This is a genomic window from Citrobacter sp. wls714 (genome assembly GCF_005281025.1).
Taxonomy (GTDB): Bacteria; Pseudomonadota; Gammaproteobacteria; order Enterobacterales; family Enterobacteriaceae; genus Citrobacter; species Citrobacter werkmanii.
Window position 1 is genome coordinate 1 of record NZ_SZWZ01000003.1, and the last position, 16,509, is coordinate 16,509.

Annotated in this window: 12 protein-coding genes; 3 read left to right on the top strand and 9 right to left on the bottom strand. The window is 54.5% G+C overall.

From position 1 onward, the window contains the following. Positions 1-100 precede the first annotated feature (100 nt). From arsC to FDX11_RS00905, 3 genes are read right to left on the bottom strand one after another with little or no spacing between them, the layout of a single operon-like run. Entirely contained in the window at positions 101-526 is a 426-nt protein-coding gene (arsC, locus tag FDX11_RS00895) for a glutaredoxin-dependent arsenate reductase (protein WP_137397298.1), read from the bottom strand. A gap of 12 nt (positions 527-538) precedes the next feature. Continuing rightward, on the bottom strand, positions 539-1,828 hold the full coding sequence (locus FDX11_RS00900) for an arsenic transporter (RefSeq protein ID WP_137397299.1): 1,290 nt from the start codon (positions 1,826-1,828) through the stop codon (positions 539-541). 44 nt (positions 1,829-1,872) lie between these two features. Beyond that, positions 1,873-2,193 (bottom strand): transcriptional regulator, encoded by a 321-nt coding sequence (locus tag FDX11_RS00905; RefSeq protein ID WP_038636209.1) that lies wholly within the window; start codon positions 2,191-2,193, stop codon positions 1,873-1,875. 217 nt (positions 2,194-2,410) lie between these two features. On the opposite strand from FDX11_RS00905, the gene pepE reads away from it, so the two are divergent. Then, complete coding sequence (gene pepE / locus FDX11_RS00910) at positions 2,411-3,100, top strand: dipeptidase PepE (protein WP_042313066.1); 690 nt, start codon at positions 2,411-2,413, stop codon at positions 3,098-3,100. Between the two features lie 127 nt (positions 3,101-3,227). Here pepE and FDX11_RS00915 read toward each other — a convergent pair whose 3' ends face one another. Next, entirely contained in the window at positions 3,228-4,856 is a 1,629-nt protein-coding gene (locus tag FDX11_RS00915; RefSeq protein WP_137397300.1) for a Na/Pi cotransporter family protein, read from the bottom strand. 213 nt (positions 4,857-5,069) lie between these two features. Next, positions 5,070-8,753, bottom strand: coding sequence for a methionine synthase (gene metH, locus FDX11_RS00920; RefSeq protein WP_079225685.1), 3,684 nt, complete (start codon positions 8,751-8,753; stop codon positions 5,070-5,072). Between the two features lie 195 nt (positions 8,754-8,948). Between metH and iclR the strand changes: the two genes are divergently transcribed. After that, positions 8,949-9,773: a glyoxylate bypass operon transcriptional repressor IclR gene (gene iclR / locus FDX11_RS00925; protein ID WP_038636184.1), complete on the top strand. Its 825-nt coding sequence runs from the start codon at positions 8,949-8,951 to the stop codon at positions 9,771-9,773. A gap of 44 nt (positions 9,774-9,817) precedes the next feature. On the opposite strand, the gene aceK is transcribed toward iclR, so the two are convergent. From aceK to metA, 4 genes are all read right to left on the bottom strand, one after another. Continuing rightward, complete coding sequence (gene aceK / locus FDX11_RS00930; RefSeq protein WP_137397301.1) at positions 9,818-11,599, bottom strand: bifunctional isocitrate dehydrogenase kinase/phosphatase; 1,782 nt, start codon at positions 11,597-11,599, stop codon at positions 9,818-9,820. 102 nt (positions 11,600-11,701) lie between these two features. Further along, positions 11,702-13,006 (bottom strand): isocitrate lyase, encoded by a 1,305-nt coding sequence (aceA, locus tag FDX11_RS00935; RefSeq protein WP_042313073.1) that lies wholly within the window; start codon positions 13,004-13,006, stop codon positions 11,702-11,704. A gap of 31 nt (positions 13,007-13,037) precedes the next feature. Next, positions 13,038-14,639 carry a malate synthase A gene (gene aceB, locus FDX11_RS00940; RefSeq protein ID WP_137397302.1) on the bottom strand — a complete coding sequence of 534 codons (1,602 nt, stop codon included), beginning with the start codon at positions 14,637-14,639 and terminating at the stop codon, positions 13,038-13,040. Positions 14,640-14,907: 268 nt separating this feature from the next. Beyond that, positions 14,908-15,837 (bottom strand): homoserine O-succinyltransferase, encoded by a 930-nt coding sequence (gene metA, locus FDX11_RS00945; protein ID WP_042313076.1) that lies wholly within the window; start codon positions 15,835-15,837, stop codon positions 14,908-14,910. Between the two features lie 157 nt (positions 15,838-15,994). On the opposite strand from metA, the gene FDX11_RS00950 reads away from it, so the two are divergent. Further along, positions 15,995-16,432 carry an acetyltransferase gene (locus tag FDX11_RS00950; protein ID WP_137397303.1) on the top strand — a complete coding sequence of 146 codons (438 nt, stop codon included), beginning with the start codon at positions 15,995-15,997 and terminating at the stop codon, positions 16,430-16,432. Positions 16,433-16,509 lie beyond the last annotated feature (77 nt).

A 16,509-nucleotide genomic window follows, 5' to 3' on the forward strand; every position in this document is an offset into this window, starting at 1 on the left:
ATCAGTAGTTTTCACACAGCCTGGGCACAGAGCGGACGTACTGGGTGAGTCGGACGCCCGCATAACGTTAACAGGCGTCCAATATTTTTAAGTGGGCCGATTACTTAACCCGCTTCCCCGTTTTGTCAATGACCTTCTCGCCATCCTCTTTGGTAAACGTTCCTTTCTGACCTTCCGGCAGAATATCCAACACTATTTCTGAAGGGCGACAAAGACGAGTGCCGAGCGGCGTAACGACTACCGGCCGATTAATCAGGATCGGATGTTGAAGCATGAAATCAATCAACTGCTCATCACTAAATTTCTCTTCATCAAGACCCAGGTGTTCGTAAGGCTCAACATTCTTACGCAGTAATGCACGCACCGTAATTCCCATTTCTGAAATAAGTTTAATCAGCTCATCACGGGTCGGTGGCGTATCGAGATAATAAATTATCGTCGGTTCGTTGCCGCTGTTACGGATCATCTCCAGCGTGTTACGAGAAGTGCCGCAGGCAGGGTTGTGATAGATGGTAATGTTGCTCATATCTGTATCTCATTACAAAGTGAGGGAGAGCCGCAACGCCAGCGCGGCCAAAGTGACAAACAGCACGGGCAGAGTCATGATAATGCCGGTGCGGAAGTAATATCCCCAGGTAATCATTATATTTTTCTGAGCAAGCACATGCAGCCAAAGCAGGGTTGCCAGACTGCCAATGGGAGTGATTTTCGGACCTAAATCGCAGCCAATCACATTGGCATAAATCATTGCCTCTTTGACGATGCCTGTCGCCGTACTCCCGTCAATCGACAGCGCGCCAATCAGTACCGTCGGCATATTATTCATCACCGATGACAGGAACGCGGTCAGGAAACCGGTGCCGAACGTTGCTGCCCATAGCCCCTTTTCTGCCAGCAGGTTCAGCACGTCAGACAGATACTCCGTGAGCCCTGCATTGCGCAGGCCATAGACTACCAGGTACATGCCCAGCGAAAAAATAACGATCTGCCATGGCGCACCGCGCAGGACTTTTCCGGTGTTGATGGCATGACCTCTTTTCGCCACTATAAACAGTACTGCTGCGCCAGTAGCCGCTATCGCACTGACCGGGATCCCCAGAGGCTCCAGCACAAAGAAACCGACAAGCAGCAATAACAGGACAATCCAGCCCGCCTTGAACGTTGCCGGATCCTTTATCACACTGGCGGGCGTCTTCAGCAGAGAAACGTCATACTTCGCCGGAATGTCCCTGCGGAAGAAGAGATGAAGCATGACCAGCGTGGCCGCAATCGCTGCCACATCTACGGGGATCATAACGGAGGCATACTGCGTAAAGCCCAGACCGAAAAAGTCCGCCGAGACGATGTTCACCAGGTTAGAAACAATGAGCGGCAGGCTGGCCGTATCTGCAATAAATCCTGCGGCCATAACAAAGGCCAATGTCGTGCCCTGGCTGAATCCCAGTGCGAGCAGCATCGCAATTACAATCGGCGTCAGGATCAGTGCAGCGCCGTCATTGGCAAACAACGCAGCAACAGCGGCCCCAAGCAAGACTATCCACGTAAACAAAAGGCGGCCACGTCCATTACCCCAGCGGGAGACGTGCAGTGCGGCCCATTCAAAGAAACCGGACTCATCGAGCAGCAGACTGATGATGATGACCGCAATAAATGCCGCTGTCGCGTTCCAGACGATATTCCAGACAACGGGAATATCAGCGATATGAATGACTCCGGTTCCCAGCGCCAACGCAGCTCCGATACTCGCGCTCCAGCCAATACTCAGGCCTCTGGGCTGCCAGATCACCAGTACCAGCGTCAGTAAAAATATACTCCCTGCCAAAAACATTTCAAACCCCATTATATATGATTATGTGAATATGTTTTCCTTCCTCAGCAAGAGGTGCAGGCCGACTTTGCCAACCATTCCCGCACATCTTCCCGAAGGCACTGCCAGGACGTCGTGATTGTCTCAGCGGCCCACGCAGGAATATGAGGTGACAGACGATAGTGAATCCATTTGCCTTCCCGACGATCCAGAACTAGCCCAGACTCGCGAAGGATAGCCATATGGCGTGATATTTTTGGCTGTGATTCGGCGGTAGCTGCACAGATATCGCACACGCACAGTTCTCCGGACTCCCGCAGAAGCATGACAATGGCGAGCCGTGTTTCATCCGACAGGATTTTGAAAAGCTGAACAGGTTGTAGCATTTTCCTCTCCGTTCCTTTTAGATAACACATATGGTAAATCATATATATTAATTTTGAAATCATCTGCGCTCTCTGGAGGAGAAAAATAATTGACACTTAAAAAATAGTCTCAGCTTCTATCTCCCCCTTCCAACATCGTGAGCCATATCAGGAAGGCGTTAGATCGATAGTGGTAGCATTACCGCGGTTTGTAATTTTCTGATTACATGGAGAAATGATGGAACTGCTTTTATTGAGTAACTCGACGCTGCCGGGCAAAGGCTGGATGGAACATGCGCTGCCGCTGATCGCAGAGCAACTGAACGGTCGCCGCACTGCGGTGTTTATTCCATTTGCCGGCGTGACGCAAACCTGGGATGAGTACACGGCGAAAACGGCAGCCATCTTTGCGCCAATGGGCGTTAACGTTACTGGCATTCATACCGTTGCCGATCCGATTGCAGCCATTGAAAACGCCGAACTGGTGATTGTCGGCGGGGGTAACACCTTCCAGTTGCTGAAAGAGAGCCGCGAGCGCGGCCTGCTGGCGCCGATTGTCGATGTCGTCAAACGCGGTGCGCTGTACATCGGCTGGAGCGCGGGTTCCAACCTTGCCTGCCAGACCATCCGCACCACCAACGACATGCCGATTGTCGATCCAAAAGGCTTTGATGCGCTGGGTCTTTTCCCGCTGCAGATTAACCCGCACTTCACCAACGCGCTGCCGGAAGGCCATAAAGGCGAAACGCGTGAACAGCGTATTCGCGAGCTGTTGGTTGTGGCACCGGAACTGACGGTGATTGGTCTGCCGGAAGGGAACTGGATCAAAGTGAGCAACGGTCAATCCGTGCTTGGCGGCCCAAACACCACCTATATCTTTAAAGCGGGCGAAGAAGCGGTTTCCGTTGAGGCGGGTCACTGCTTTTAGTTGGTTTGTTGTCTGATGCCGGATGGTGGCTTCGCCTTATCCGGCATCAAAGTAGACGACAACATTGACGGTTATCCGTAGGCCCGGTAAGCATCAGCGCCACCGGGCAACATTTCACCTGTCCTCGTTAGTACTCGCGCTCGTCGTCTTCATCCGGCTGTTCCAGCACACTGTAAGCCACAGAGCAAAATAGCGAGTTCAGACGCTGCATATCACCCAGCAACGCCAGGTGCAGGGAACTGGTCTCAATGCTCTGCACGTTCTGCTGATGCAGACGATCCACGTGCGCATGCGAATAACGACGGTTAAGGATGCGGAAACGGTGCTTGCTGCGGCGCAGACGACGGGCGCTGGTCACGTCGCCAGAGAAGAATACCGACATCGCCAGTTGCAGATTACTGAGCAGTTGATCGTACAGTGCATCAAGTTCTTTCAGCCCTTCGACAGAGAATGCCCGACGCGCTGCCAGCGACTTGTCGGCAATCTCGCTGCCCATACGCTCAACAATATCCGAAGCCTGTTCAAGGTTGAGCGACATTTCGATAATCTCAGCCCAACGGCGCGACTCTTCTTCTGCCAGTTCATCCTTTGGCATCCTCGCCAGATAGAGCTTAATCGCCGTGTACAGTACGTTGATATCGTCCGCCATCCTGCGCAACTCTTTCTCTTCACGCGGCTCGCCGTGCATCACCTTCTTTAGCCCGTCCATCATCTGCTCCATCGCATCGCCAATACGCAGGGCTTCACGGGCGGCATTGGCCAGGGCCAGAGTTGGGGTATCCAGTGCGCTGATGTCCAGATGCTTAGGCTTCAGGTGGGCGTCCAGTTCCGGCTCATCACGGATAATACGTTTACAAAAACGTGCCATCGGTTCGGCGAACGGCACCATAGCTATGCAACGTACCAGGTTGTAGAAGACATGGAAATAAATGACCAGCTCAGATTTCGGCAGCGGCAGTTCATCCATAAGATTCGCCAACGGATGAACAAACGGCAGGATAATCAGACTCCCCACCAGCTTAAACAGCAGGCTGCCAAGCGCCACGCGACGGGCAGCTGCATTAGCCGCGCTATTGTTGAGCATCGCCAGCAGGCCGGAGCCAAGGTTGGCGCCAATCACCAGGCACAACGCCACCGGGAACGAGATAATGCTGGCAGCGGTCAGGGTTGCCGTCAGCAAAACCGCCGCCAGGCTGGAGTAGCTGATAACCGCAAACATGGCGCCAATCAGCGCATCCAGCATAATATCGCCGGTCAGCGAGGCGAAGATAACCAGTACGCCGTTAGCCTGGGTTATCGGCGTGACCGCCTGCACAATCAGCTCCAGCGCCAGTAAAATCAACCCCAGCCCGATGCCAACCCGCCCCAGTTGCCCCACGCGGGACTGCTTACGCCCGAGAAAAAAGATCACGCCGATGAAAATCAGCAGTGGCGATAGCCATGAGAGATCGAAAGTCAGGATACGCGCCATCAGCGCGGTCCCCACGTCGGCGCCCAGCACAATGACCAGCGCCGGGGTAAGCGCCACGAGATCCTGGGCGACAAATGAGGTCACCAGCATGGTGGTGGCGTTGCTGCTTTGTACCAGCGCCGTCACGCCGATACCCGCACAAAAGGCGAGCGGCTTCTTTTCAACGCTACGGCTGAGTACGGTACGCAAACGGGCGCCAAAGACGCGCATCACGCCGGTACGCACAATATGTGTGCCCCAAACCAGCATAGAGACAGCAGAAAGCAGGTGTAACAGAGTTAGCACGGAATCAGGTTCTCCTTATCGTTATATGTTCCTGAAGTTCATCGCAATGACATACCGCCTGAGGACGCTACGCTTATCAGGCCTACAAAAATGAGCCATCCGGCAAGCAGTGCCGATGAACGTTCTTTCAGTATAAGGGTTTAAACGTAAGAAAGAGACAGGGCACTCATTGAGTGCCCTGTTTGTTGTAAAGAAAGATGACAGTTTTGTGAATCAGTCAGCGTCGTAGCCGAGGTTTGGCGCTAACCAACGTTCAACTTCCGCCACGCTCATGCCTTTACGGAAGGCGTAATCTTCAACCTGATCGCGCTGAATTTGCGCCACGGCGTAATACTTGCTGTCAGGATGACTGAAATACCAGCCGGAAACCGAGGCGCCAGGCCACATGGCGAAGGATTCGGTGAGCTTCATCCCGGTATGTGCTTCGACGTCCAGCAGCTCCCAGATGGTGGCCTTTTCGGTATGTTCCGGGCACGCCGGGTAGCCCGGTGCCGGACGAATGCCCTGGTAGTTTTCGCGGATCAGCTCTTCGTTACTGAGGTTCTCGTTCGCCGCATAGCCCCAGTAGACTTTACGCACGCGCTCATGCAGATATTCCGCGAACGCTTCCGCCAGACGGTCAGCGATGGCTTTCACCATGATCTTGTTGTAGTCGTCATGCTGCGCTTCGAAGGCGTCTGCCAGCGCATCCTCCTCCAGACCGCCGGTCACCGCGAAAGCACCGATGTAATCCGCTTTGCCGCTCAGTTTCGGCGCGACAAAGTCAGAGAGGCAGTAGTTGGCGAAGCCGACTTTTTCCGTCTGCTGGCGCAGGTGATGACTCACGCTGATAACGTGCGTACGCGTCTCGTCACGGTAAATCTCGATATCGTCACCCACGCGGTTAGCCGGGAACAACCCCACCACGCCGCGCGGGTTCAGGGTCTTCTCAGCGCTGAGTTTATCCAGCATGTCGTTGGCGTCTTTGAACAGGCGTTTCGCCTCTTCGCCCACCACTTCATCTTCGAGGATGCGCGGATACTTCCCGGCCAGCGACCAGGTCATAAAGAACGGCGTCCAGTCGATGTAATTGCGCAGCGTTTCGATGCTGGCCTCGACTTCCTGCACGCCTAAACGATGCGCGACCGGCGGCGTGTAGCTTTCCCAGTCGAAGGCAAGATCGTTATCACGTGCGGCCTGTAACGTTACCGGCGGCGTGCGAGGTTTCTTACGCGCATGCTGGATGCGCACGGTTTCGTACTCTTTACGGGTACGGGCGACAAAGTCATCGCGCTGGGTGTCGGAGAGCAGCGCGGCGACTACGCCGACGGTCCGCGAGGCGTTCTGCACATAAACCGTCGGGCCGCTGTAGTTCTGCTCAATTTTCACCGCAGTGTGCGCTTTTGAGGTGGTCGCGCCGCCAATCAGCAATGGGATGGTGAAGCCCTGACGCTCCATCTCTTTCGCCACGTTGACCATTTCGTCCAGCGACGGGGTGATAAGCCCGGAAAGGCCAATCAGATCGGCATTCACTTCACGCGCCGTTCTGAGGATTTTCTCCGCGGGCACCATCACGCCAAGATCGACGATTTCGTAGTTGTTACACTGCAGCACCACGCCGACGATGTTCTTGCCAATGTCGTGCACATCGCCCTTCACGGTGGCGATGACCATCTTGCCGTTGCTGGAGCCTTTCTCTTTACTGGCTTCGATATACGGTTCGAGGTAAGCCACTGCCTGCTTCATCACGCGGGCGGATTTCACCACCTGCGGCAGGAACATTTTGCCCTCGCCGAACAGGTCGCCGACCACGTTCATGCCGTCCATCAGCGGCCCTTCGATCACCTCAATCGGGCGTTCGGCCTGCTGGCGCGCTTCTTCTGTGTCGAGCTCGATAAATTCGGTAATGCCTTTCACCAGCGAGTATTCAAGGCGCTTTTTCACGTCCCAACTACGCCACTCCGCCATCTGGGCGTTCGCGGTGTCGTCGGTTTTACTGCCGCGATATTTCTCCGCCAGCTCCAGCAGACGCTCGGTACCATCTTCACGTCGGTTGAGGATCACATCCTCGACCGCGTCGCGCAGCTCGGCGGGCAGGTCGTCATAGATAGCCAGCTGTCCGGCGTTGACGATGCCCATGTCCATCCCATTGCGAATCGCATAGTAGAGGAATACCGCGTGGATAGCTTCACGTACCGGGTCGTTGCCGCGGAACGAGAAGGAAACGTTAGACACGCCGCCGGAAATCAGCGCGTGCGGCAGCTCGCGTTTGATGTCCTCACAGGCGCCGATAAAGTCCTGCGCGTAGTTGTTGTGCTCTTCAATACCGGTGGCGACGGCGAAAATATTCGGGTCGAAGATGATGTCTTCCGGCGGAAAACCCACCTCTTCGGTGAGAATTTTGTACGCCCGGCGGCAAATCTCGATTTTACGCGCGCGGGTATCGGCCTGGCCCTGCTCGTCAAAAGCCATCACCACCACCGCAGCACCGTAGCGACGCAGCAGCTTCGCGTGATGGATAAAGGTCTCCACCCCCTCTTTCATCGAGATGGAGTTAACGATGCCTTTACCCTGAATGCACTTCAGCCCTTTTTCGATGACTTCCCATTTGGAGGAGTCGATCATAATTGGCACGCGGGCAATGTCCGGCTCGCCAGCAATCAGGTTGAGGAAGCGCACCATCGCCGCTTCGGCGTCGAGCATCCCCTCATCCATGTTGATGTCGATAATCTGCGCGCCGCTTTCCACCTGCTGGCGGGCGACGTCCAGCGCTTCGCTGTATTTCTCTTCTTTGATCAGACGCTTAAATTTCGCTGAGCCGGTGACGTTGGTACGTTCGCCGACGTTAACAAACAGGCTATCGTCGCCAATGTTCAGCGGTTCAAGGCCGGACAGCCGGCAGGCCACCGGGATTTCAGGCAACTTGCGCGGCGGTAAACCTTCTACCGCCCGGCTCATCGCGGCGATATGTTCCGGCGTGGTGCCGCAACAGCCGCCAACCACATTGAGGAAACCGGCCTCGGCCCATTCGCGAATCTGTGTCGCCATGGTGTCGGCGTCGAGGTCGTACTCGCCGAAGGCGTTCGGCAGCCCGGCGTTCGGGTGCGCGGTAACGTAGCATTCGGCAATCCGTGACAGCTCCTGCACGTACTGGCGCAGTTCATCCGGGCCTAAGGCGCAGTTCAGACCGAAGGTCAGCGCATCGGCGTGGCGCAATGAGTTATAGAACGCTTCGGTGGTCTGCCCGGAAAGCGTACGCCCGGAGGCGTCGGTAATGGTGCCGGAAAGCATTATCGGCAGCTCAATGCCCAGCGCTTCGAACTCGGTTTTTACCGCGAAAATAGCGGCTTTAGCATTGAGGGTATCGAAGACGGTTTCAATCAGAATCAGGTCACTGCCGCCTTCCACCAGCGCTTTGGTGGATTCGCGATAGGCAGCCACCAGCTGGTCAAAGGTAATGTTGCGGTATGCCGGGTCGTTGACGTCGGGTGAGATAGAGGCCGTACGGTTGGTTGGACCAAGCACGCCCGCGACATAGCGCGGTTTTTCCGGCGTGCGTGCCGTCCACTCATCTGCGCAAGCGCGCGCCAGTTTAGCTGCCGCAAAGTTGATTTCCGCCGACAGGGATTCCATCTGGTAATCCGCCATGGCGATAGTCGTGGAGTTAAAGGTGTTGGTTTCGATGATATCCGCGCCCGCCTCAAAGTAGGCGTTATGGATCGCGGCAATCACCTCCGGCTTGCTGAGCACCAGCAGGTCGTTGTTGCCCTTCAGGTCGCAGGGCCAGTCGGCGAAGCGCTCGCCGCGGAAATCCTCTTCGCTCAGACGATATCCCTGGATCATGGTGCCCATCCCGCCGTCCAGCACCAGAATACGTTCATTTAACTGCTGACGTAATTGTTCTACTTTGCTGCTCACACTCGCTCCCGACAACGCTCAACCAGACCGAAAAAAACTCAACAGGTCATACTGGCACAAACCTGAGAGGCGGAAAAGAGAACAACGGCCAACATGAGACATGTTCAGCTTCACTCATCCGATCAGTACAGGAATTCTTGCATTATAATCGAATAAAACGAAAATGATTTCCACGATACAGAAAAGGAGTCCGCCATGGTTGCCCCTGTCCCCGCTAAACGCGGTAGAAAACCCGCCGCTGCCACTACGCCTGCAACCGGGCAGGTTCAGTCTTTGACCCGGGGTCTGAAGCTACTGGAGTGGATTGCGGAATCCAACGGCAGCGTGGCGCTAACCGAGCTGGCGCAGCAGGCCGGTCTGCCCAACTCCACGACTCATCGTCTGCTGACCACCATGCAGCAGCAGGGTTTTGTCCGCCAGGTGGGCGAATTAGGCCACTGGGCCGTGGGCGCGCATGCGTTTATTGTCGGCAGCAGCTTTTTGCAAAGCCGCAATCTGCTGGCGATTGTGCACCCTATTCTGCGCAAACTAATGGAAGATTCGGGTGAGACGGTAAACCTCGCCGTACTGGATCAAAGCGACCATCAGGCCATTATTATCGACCAGGTGCAGTGCACCCAGTTGATGCGCATGTCTGCGCCTATCGGCGGCAAGCTGCCGATGCACGCCTCCGGCGCGGGCAAGGCATTTTTATCTCAATTGAGTGAAGAACAGGTTACCGGCCTGCTGCACCGCAAAGGGCTGCACGCGTATACCCATGCCACGCTGGTGTCGCCGGTCCATCTGAAAGAGGATTTGGCGCAGACGCGTAAGCGCGGCTATTCCTTTGATGATGAAGAACACGCGCTGGGCCTGCGCTGCGTGGCGTCGTGCATTTATGATGAACACCGTGAGCCGTTCGCCGCCATCTCCATTTCCGGGCCAATTTCACGTATTACCGATGACCGCGTGACCGAGTTTGGCGCAATGGCGATCAAAGCAGCGAAAGAAGTCACGCTGGCGTACGGCGGGTTTAGATAAGCAAGGGTTGGGACTGATTTGTTAACATGATAAGCGCAGCGCCATCAGGCGCGGCGTACATTGTCGGATGGCGGCGCAAAGGCCTTATCTGGCCGACGGTCGGTTTCATAACGTACGCTAAACCGCTGCCGACGACGGTAAGCGTAAACATCTTCCACGTGCCCTTCACGGATCCGCGTTTGCAGCCCTCGCCAGTAGTCGGCGCTGAACAGGTCGGCGTGCATCTCCTCAAACAGCGGCCCGATGCGCGGGTCGGCACATAGCCAGTGACGAAACTCTTCCGGGAAGACATCCCCCGGCGACACGCTGTACCACGGTTCAGCGCTCATCTCATCCTCTGGGTAGCGCGGCGGTGGGATATGGCGGAAATTCACCTCCGTCATATAGCAAATTTCATCGTAGTCGTAGAACACCACGCGCCCGTGGCGGGTAACGCCAAAGTTCTTAAACAGCATATCTCCCGGGAAAATATTGGCGGCGGCCAGCTGACGAATGGCGTTGCCGTACTCTTCTATCGCGTCGCGCAGCTGCTGGCCTTCGACCTGCTCCAGCCAGATATTCAGCGGCACCATGCGCCGTTCGATATACAGATGGCGAATAACAATCTGATCGCCGAGATCGGTAATTTTTTCCGGCGCTTCCTGTAGCAGCAGGGCCATCAGCGCCGGGTCGATTTGCCGTTTATCCAGTACAAAGTTTTCAAACTCCTGGGTATCGGCCATGCGCCCGACGCGGTCGTGCTCTTTCACCAGCTGGTAGCAGGCGCGGACGTGCGCGGCGGACATCTCCTTTTGCGGCGCAAATTTGTCTTTGATGATTTTAAACACCCGGTCGAAGCCCGGTAGGGTAAACACCAGCATCACCATGCCGCGGATCCCCGGCGCTTCGATAAATTGCTCATCGCAATCAGCGAGATAGAGCAGATACTCGCGGTAGCTTTCAGTCTTCGCATGTTTCTGACAGCCAATCGCCATATACAATTCAGCGGTGGTTTTACCGGGCAGGATCTCGCGCAGCCACTCCACTAACGCCGCGGGCAGTGGGGCATAAACCATAAAATAGGAACGGGCAAAGCCAAACACAATGCTCGCTTCCGCCGTCGTGGTCAGACAGGTATCGACAAACAGTTCGCCTTCGTCAGTCCGGTGGATTGGCAATAAAAACGGCAGCGTCCCGGAAGGGGTAATCAGCTTACCGACCAGCCAGGCGGCCTTATTGCGATAAAACAGTTCGTTCGCCACCTGTAAATGACAGCACGGCAACACATCCGCACCCAGCGTTTCGGTCAGGTGTTCGATGATGTAGTGGATATCACGATGTTTATTCTGCCACGGTAGACGCAGAGGCAGATCGCTAAGGACGCGGGTGAGCAGCCACTCCCAGCCGGTATCAGGAAAAAAGTCTTTCGCCAGCGGGCGGGGGATCGTGCGAAAACGGCGCTCTGGCTGAGAGCTAAAAATAAACAGCCGCTCGGGAGTCAGCGAGCGGTGGTCAAATAACCGGCAGTAAACGGAGTTAAAGAAGCTCTCCGCAATCTCGAAGCGCGGATAATCCGGCAAGAGCCGGGTGTAATGATCTTTCACGCGGAGCAAAAAATCCGCGTCGGTACTTTTGCCGCCAGTAATGCAGCGCAGCTGTTCCACCACCAGACCCACATGGTGATCGTAAAGGTGAATACGGCTTTTCATCGCCTGCTGAACCGCATGCCAGTCGGCATGTTCAAAACGCTGCTGCGCGCCGGAGGTGACTTCCAGAAAACGCCCGTACTGGGCGTCGAAACCTTGCAAGATAGTCTGAGCAATCAGTAATTCCAGGCCACGCGTCATCGATTTCCCCCATCCGGCACAACGTCATGCCGGATGGCGCATGCGCTTTTCCGGCCTACATCCCTTCGTAGGCCCGGCAAGCGCAGCGCCACCGGGCATTGATCAGAACTGCGATTCTTCGGTGGAACCCGTTAACGCGGTAACGGAAGAGGCGCCGCCCTGAATGATGGTGGTAACTTTATCGAAGTACCCGGTACCCACTTCCTGCTGGTGGGACACAAAGGTATAACCGTCTTTTGCCGCCGCAAATTCTGGCTGCTGAACCTTCTCAACATAGTGGCGCATGCCTTCACCCTGCGCATAGGAGTGCGCGAGGTCGAACATGTTGAACCACATGCTGTGAATACCCGCCAGGGTAATGAACTGGTATTTATAGCCCATGTCCGACAACTGCTGCTGGAAGCTGGCAATGGTTTTATCATCCAGATTTTTCTGCCAGTTAAACGACGGCGAACAGTTGTAGGCCAGCAGTTTACCTGGGAATTTCGCATGAATGGCATCGGCAAAGCGCTTCGCCAGTTCGAGGTCTGGTGTGGAAGTTTCACACCACACCAGATCCGCATACGGCGCGTAGGCCAGACCGCGGCTGATCGCCTGCTCAATACCAGCATGTGTACGGAAGAAGCCTTCGCAGGTACGTTCGCCAGTAATGAACTCGCTGTCGTAGGCATCGCAGTCAGAGGTAATCAAATCAGCTGCGTCAGCATCGGTACGCGCAATCACCAGCGTCGGCACGCCCATGACGTCGGCAGCCAGACGGGCAGCCACCAGTTTCTGAATAGCTTCCTGAGTCGGCACCAGCACCTTACCGCCCATGTGACCGCATTTTTTCACTGATGCGAGCTGATCTTCGAAGTGAACGGCTGCTGCACCAGCCTCAATCATCGATTTCATCAGTTCAAACGCGTTCAGAACCCCGCCAAAGCCCGCTTCCGCATCAGCAACGATCGGCAGGAAGTAATCCACGTAGCGCGGATCGTTCGGCTCAATACCGCTTGACCATTGGATCTGATCCGCACGACGGAAAGTGTTGTTGATCCGATCCACCACTGCCGGGACGGAGTTCGCCGGATACAGCGATTGATCCGGATACATGCTGGAGGCCAGGTTAGCATCTGCCGCTACCTGCCAGCCTGAAAGGTACACCGCTTCAATACCGGCTTTCGCCTGTTGCAGCGCCTGGCCGCCGGTCAGCGCGCCGAGGCTGTTGATATACCCTTTCTTCGACTCACCGTGCAGCAGACGCCACATTTTCGCCGCGCCAAGCTGCGCCAGCGTGCATTCCGGGTTGACCGAGCCACGTAATTTCACCACATCCTCCGCGCTATACGGACGGGTGATGCCTTCCCAGCGCGGTTGAGTCCACTCTTTCTGTAATTCTTCGATTTGTTGAGTACGGGTTTTCATGTGCAGATGCTCCATATTGTTATGTGGTGAGTTAAGCCAGCAGGCGGTAACCTGGCAGGGTCAAGAAATCGATCAGTTCATCAGAGGTCGTGATTTGCTCCATCAGGCACGCGGCATCGTCAAAACGCCCGCTGCTGTAGCGGTGCTCGCCCAGTTCGTCCTGAATCACCAACATCTCTTCGGCCAGCATCTGGCGGAACAGCGGTTTGGTCACCGGCTTGCCGTTGCTGAGCGTCTTCTGGTGGTGGATCCACTGCCAGATGGAGGTGCGGGAGATTTCGGCGGTGGCCGCATCTTCCATCAGACCGTAAATCGGTACGCAGCCGTTACCGGAGATCCACGCCTCGATGTACTGCACCGCGACACGGATGTTGGCGCGCATACCCTCTTCGGTACGCTCACCGTCACAAGGCGCCAGCAGCTGTTCAGCGGTAATTGGCGCATCTTCTTCACGCGTCACAAACAGCTGATTTTTGTTTTCTCCGAGCACGTCGTTGAATACCGTCATTGCGGTATCTGCCAGGCCCGGATGGGCAATCCATGTACCGTCATGACCGTTATTCGCTTCCAGAGCTTTATCCGCTTTTACCTTGGTCAGAACCTGGTTGTTACGCTCGGCATCTTTACTGGGAATGAACGCAGCCATGCCGCCCATCGCAAACGCGCCGCGTTTGTGACAGGTTTTAATCAACAGACGCGAGTAGGCGCTGAGGAATGGCTTATCCATCGTCACTACCTGACGGTCCGGCAGCACGCGATCCGGGTGGTTCTTCAGGGTTTTGATATAGCTGAAAATGTAATCCCAGCGGCCACAGTTCAGGCCCACAATATGGTCACGCAACGCGTGCAGAATTTCGTCCATCTGGAAAACAGCGGGCAATGTTTCAATCAGCAGGGTCGCTTTGATGGTGCCGCGCGGCAGATTAAAGCGGTCCTCTGCATAGCTGAACACTTCACTCCACCAGGCTGCTTCTTGCCAGGCCTGCGTTTTTGGCAGATAGAAATACGGGCCACTGCCTTTTGCCAGCAACGCTTTGTAGTTGTGGAAGAAGTAGAGTGCAAAATCGAACAGGCTGCCCGGAATGGATTCGCCACGCCAGGTGACGTGTTTTTCCGGCAGATGCAGACCACGCACACGACACACCAATAAAGCTGGATTGGGTTTGAGTTGATAAATTTTACCCGCTTCGTTGGTGTAACTAATGGTGCCATTGACCGCATCGCGCAGGTTGATCTGCCCGTCGATAACTTTGCTCCACTCAGGGGCCAGCGAATCTTCAAAGTCAGCCATAAAGACTTTGACGTTCGCGTTCAGCGCGTTGATGACCATCTTGCGCTCAACCGGGCCGGTAATCTCTACGCGGCGATCCAGTAAATCATCAGGAATACCGCGAATTTTCCAGTCACCCTCACGAATGGAAGCTGTTTCCGAAATAAAATCAGGCAACTTACCGTTATCAATATCCTGCTGCTGCTGGATCCGCGCAGCCAGAAGCTTATTCCGCTTAGGCGTAAATCTTGTCACCAGTTCAGTCAGAAACTCCACCGCTTCCCCGGTCAGAATTTGCTGTTCCTGTTCGCCACGCGGCCTGGTGAAGACCAGTTCATCGGTTGTCGTTGCCTGTTGATTCATTGCGTAGTTCCTCGTCAGTGATCCAAACACATCCCCAATGCGAACGAAGGATCGTTGTGCGGTTTTCGTTCAGCACAACTAAGACTACTCATTTAAATTTCAAAATCAAAAACAATTTCCATTTTTAATTTAATTATCCATTAACCTATTGATAACAATATAAATAAAATTTAATTACACAGTGAGGTGCGTTTCGGAAATAAAAAAGGCACCCGAAGGTGCCTGATTCAACATGCTGAAACGCTTAAGGATCGTCTGCTACAGAAGATTAATCCAGCGTTGGATTCATGTGACGCAGATCATATGGCGTGATCTGGTAGACGTAATAGTTGAGCCAGTTGGTAAACAACAGATTGCCATGGCTACGCCAGGTTGCCCGCGGTTTGTTTTGCGGGTCATCTTTCGGGAAGTAGTTATAGGGTACTTCCGGGGATAAGCCCGCTTCAACGTCACGAAAATATTCGCTACCAAGCGTGTGCGCGTCATACTCCGGATGACCCGTCACAAAGGCAATACGTTTATCTTTACTGGCGAACAGATAGGCATCGCCCTCTTCCGTCTCGGCAAAAATCTCGAGATCGGTATAGTCGCGGATAAGTGCGGCAGGGAAATCGGCATAGCGCGAATGAGGGGCCAAAAATGCGTCATCAAATCCGCGCGTCAGCAACGCATGAGGATGCAGAATATGATGCTCATACACGCCGGAGAGTTTGTCCGTGCGGGTTTGCTTGGGAATGCCATAAAGGATATTCAATGCGGCTTGCACCGCCCAACAGACAAACAGCGTCGAGGTAACGTGATCTTTTGCCCATTCAAGCACTTGCTTAATCTGCGGCCAGTAAGCCACGTCATTAAACTCAACCAGACCCAGCGGTGCCCCTGTAACAATCAGTCCATCAAAGTTCTGATCGCAGATATCCTCGAAATTACAGTAAAAGTTATTCAGATGCTCCGTTGGGGTGTTGCGTGACTCGCGGGCATCGATGCGCAATAGCTGAACATCTACCTGTAGCGGTGAGTTAGACAATAAACGCAGGAACTGGTTTTCCGTTTCAATCTTCTTCGGCATCAGGTTAAGGATGAGCACCTTCAGTGGACGAATTTCCTGACCGGAAGCGCGGGAGGTCGTCATGACAAAGACGTTTTCCTCACGCAAGAAATTGACGGCGGGTAGCTCGTCCTGCACGCGAATTGGCATAACCTGATAACCTCACTACATACGTTTAAACGTTTAGACATCCAGACAGCTGAAGATACCCAGGAATCATGCGAATGTCGAGCCTGCATCCTCAAGTTGAGAAAGTTTCACGGCTCCTTGCTGTAGAATAGTGCAGTAAAGAAAAAAGGAGAATGCTATGACCATTACCATTCGTCGTTCGCGCCAGGACGAAGGAGACAAGTTAGTTTCTATTTGGTGTCGCTCAGTAGATGCCACGCACCATTTCCTCTCTGCGGATTATCGAATTGAGCTGGAGGAGCTGGTACGTTCATTTTTACCAGAAGCCCCTCTATGGGTTGCAGTGACAGGGCAGGATGAGCCAGTCGCCTTTATGCTCCTGACCGATCAGCATATAGATGCCTTGTTTGTCGATCCGGATGTGCGTGGTAGTGGCGTTGGTAAGCTGCTGATTGAACATGCTTTATCAATGAGTTCCACGTTAACAACTAACGTTAACGAACAGAATGAGCAAGCGGTTGGATTCTATAAGAAGATGGGATTCAGCGTGACGGGACGTACAGAGGTGGACGATCTTGGGCGACCGTACCCGTTGCTCAGTCTCGTGCTCGGGTAGCAGGACAAGCTTTTGCGTGGTGCGGAATTGCAGGGGTACACGAGTTTTGTAAGCCGGATAAGGCGTTTACGCCGCAT

Bases quoted from the DNA above. Each gene is read 5' to 3' on its own strand.
- metA (WP_042313076.1), bottom strand. From the start codon at position 15,837: ATGCCAATTCGCGTGCAGGACGAGCTACCCGCCGTCAATTTCTTGCGT.
- pepE (WP_042313066.1), top strand. From the start codon at position 2,411: ATGGAACTGCTTTTATTGAGTAACTCGACGCTGCCGGGCAAAGGCTGG.
- FDX11_RS00905 (WP_038636209.1), bottom strand. From the start codon at position 2,193: ATGCTACAACCTGTTCAGCTTTTCAAAATCCTGTCGGATGAAACACGG.
- iclR (WP_038636184.1), top strand. From the start codon at position 8,949: ATGGTTGCCCCTGTCCCCGCTAAACGCGGTAGAAAACCCGCCGCTGCC.
- aceK (WP_137397301.1), bottom strand. From the start codon at position 11,599: ATGACGCGTGGCCTGGAATTACTGATTGCTCAGACTATCTTGCAAGGT.
- FDX11_RS00900 (WP_137397299.1), bottom strand. From the start codon at position 1,828: ATGTTTTTGGCAGGGAGTATATTTTTACTGACGCTGGTACTGGTGATC.
- aceB (WP_137397302.1), bottom strand. From the start codon at position 14,639: ATGAATCAACAGGCAACGACAACCGATGAACTGGTCTTCACCAGGCCG.
- arsC (WP_137397298.1), bottom strand. From the start codon at position 526: ATGAGCAACATTACCATCTATCACAACCCTGCCTGCGGCACTTCTCGT.
- FDX11_RS00950 (WP_137397303.1), top strand. From the start codon at position 15,995: ATGACCATTACCATTCGTCGTTCGCGCCAGGACGAAGGAGACAAGTTA.
- aceA (WP_042313073.1), bottom strand. From the start codon at position 13,006: ATGAAAACCCGTACTCAACAAATCGAAGAATTACAGAAAGAGTGGACT.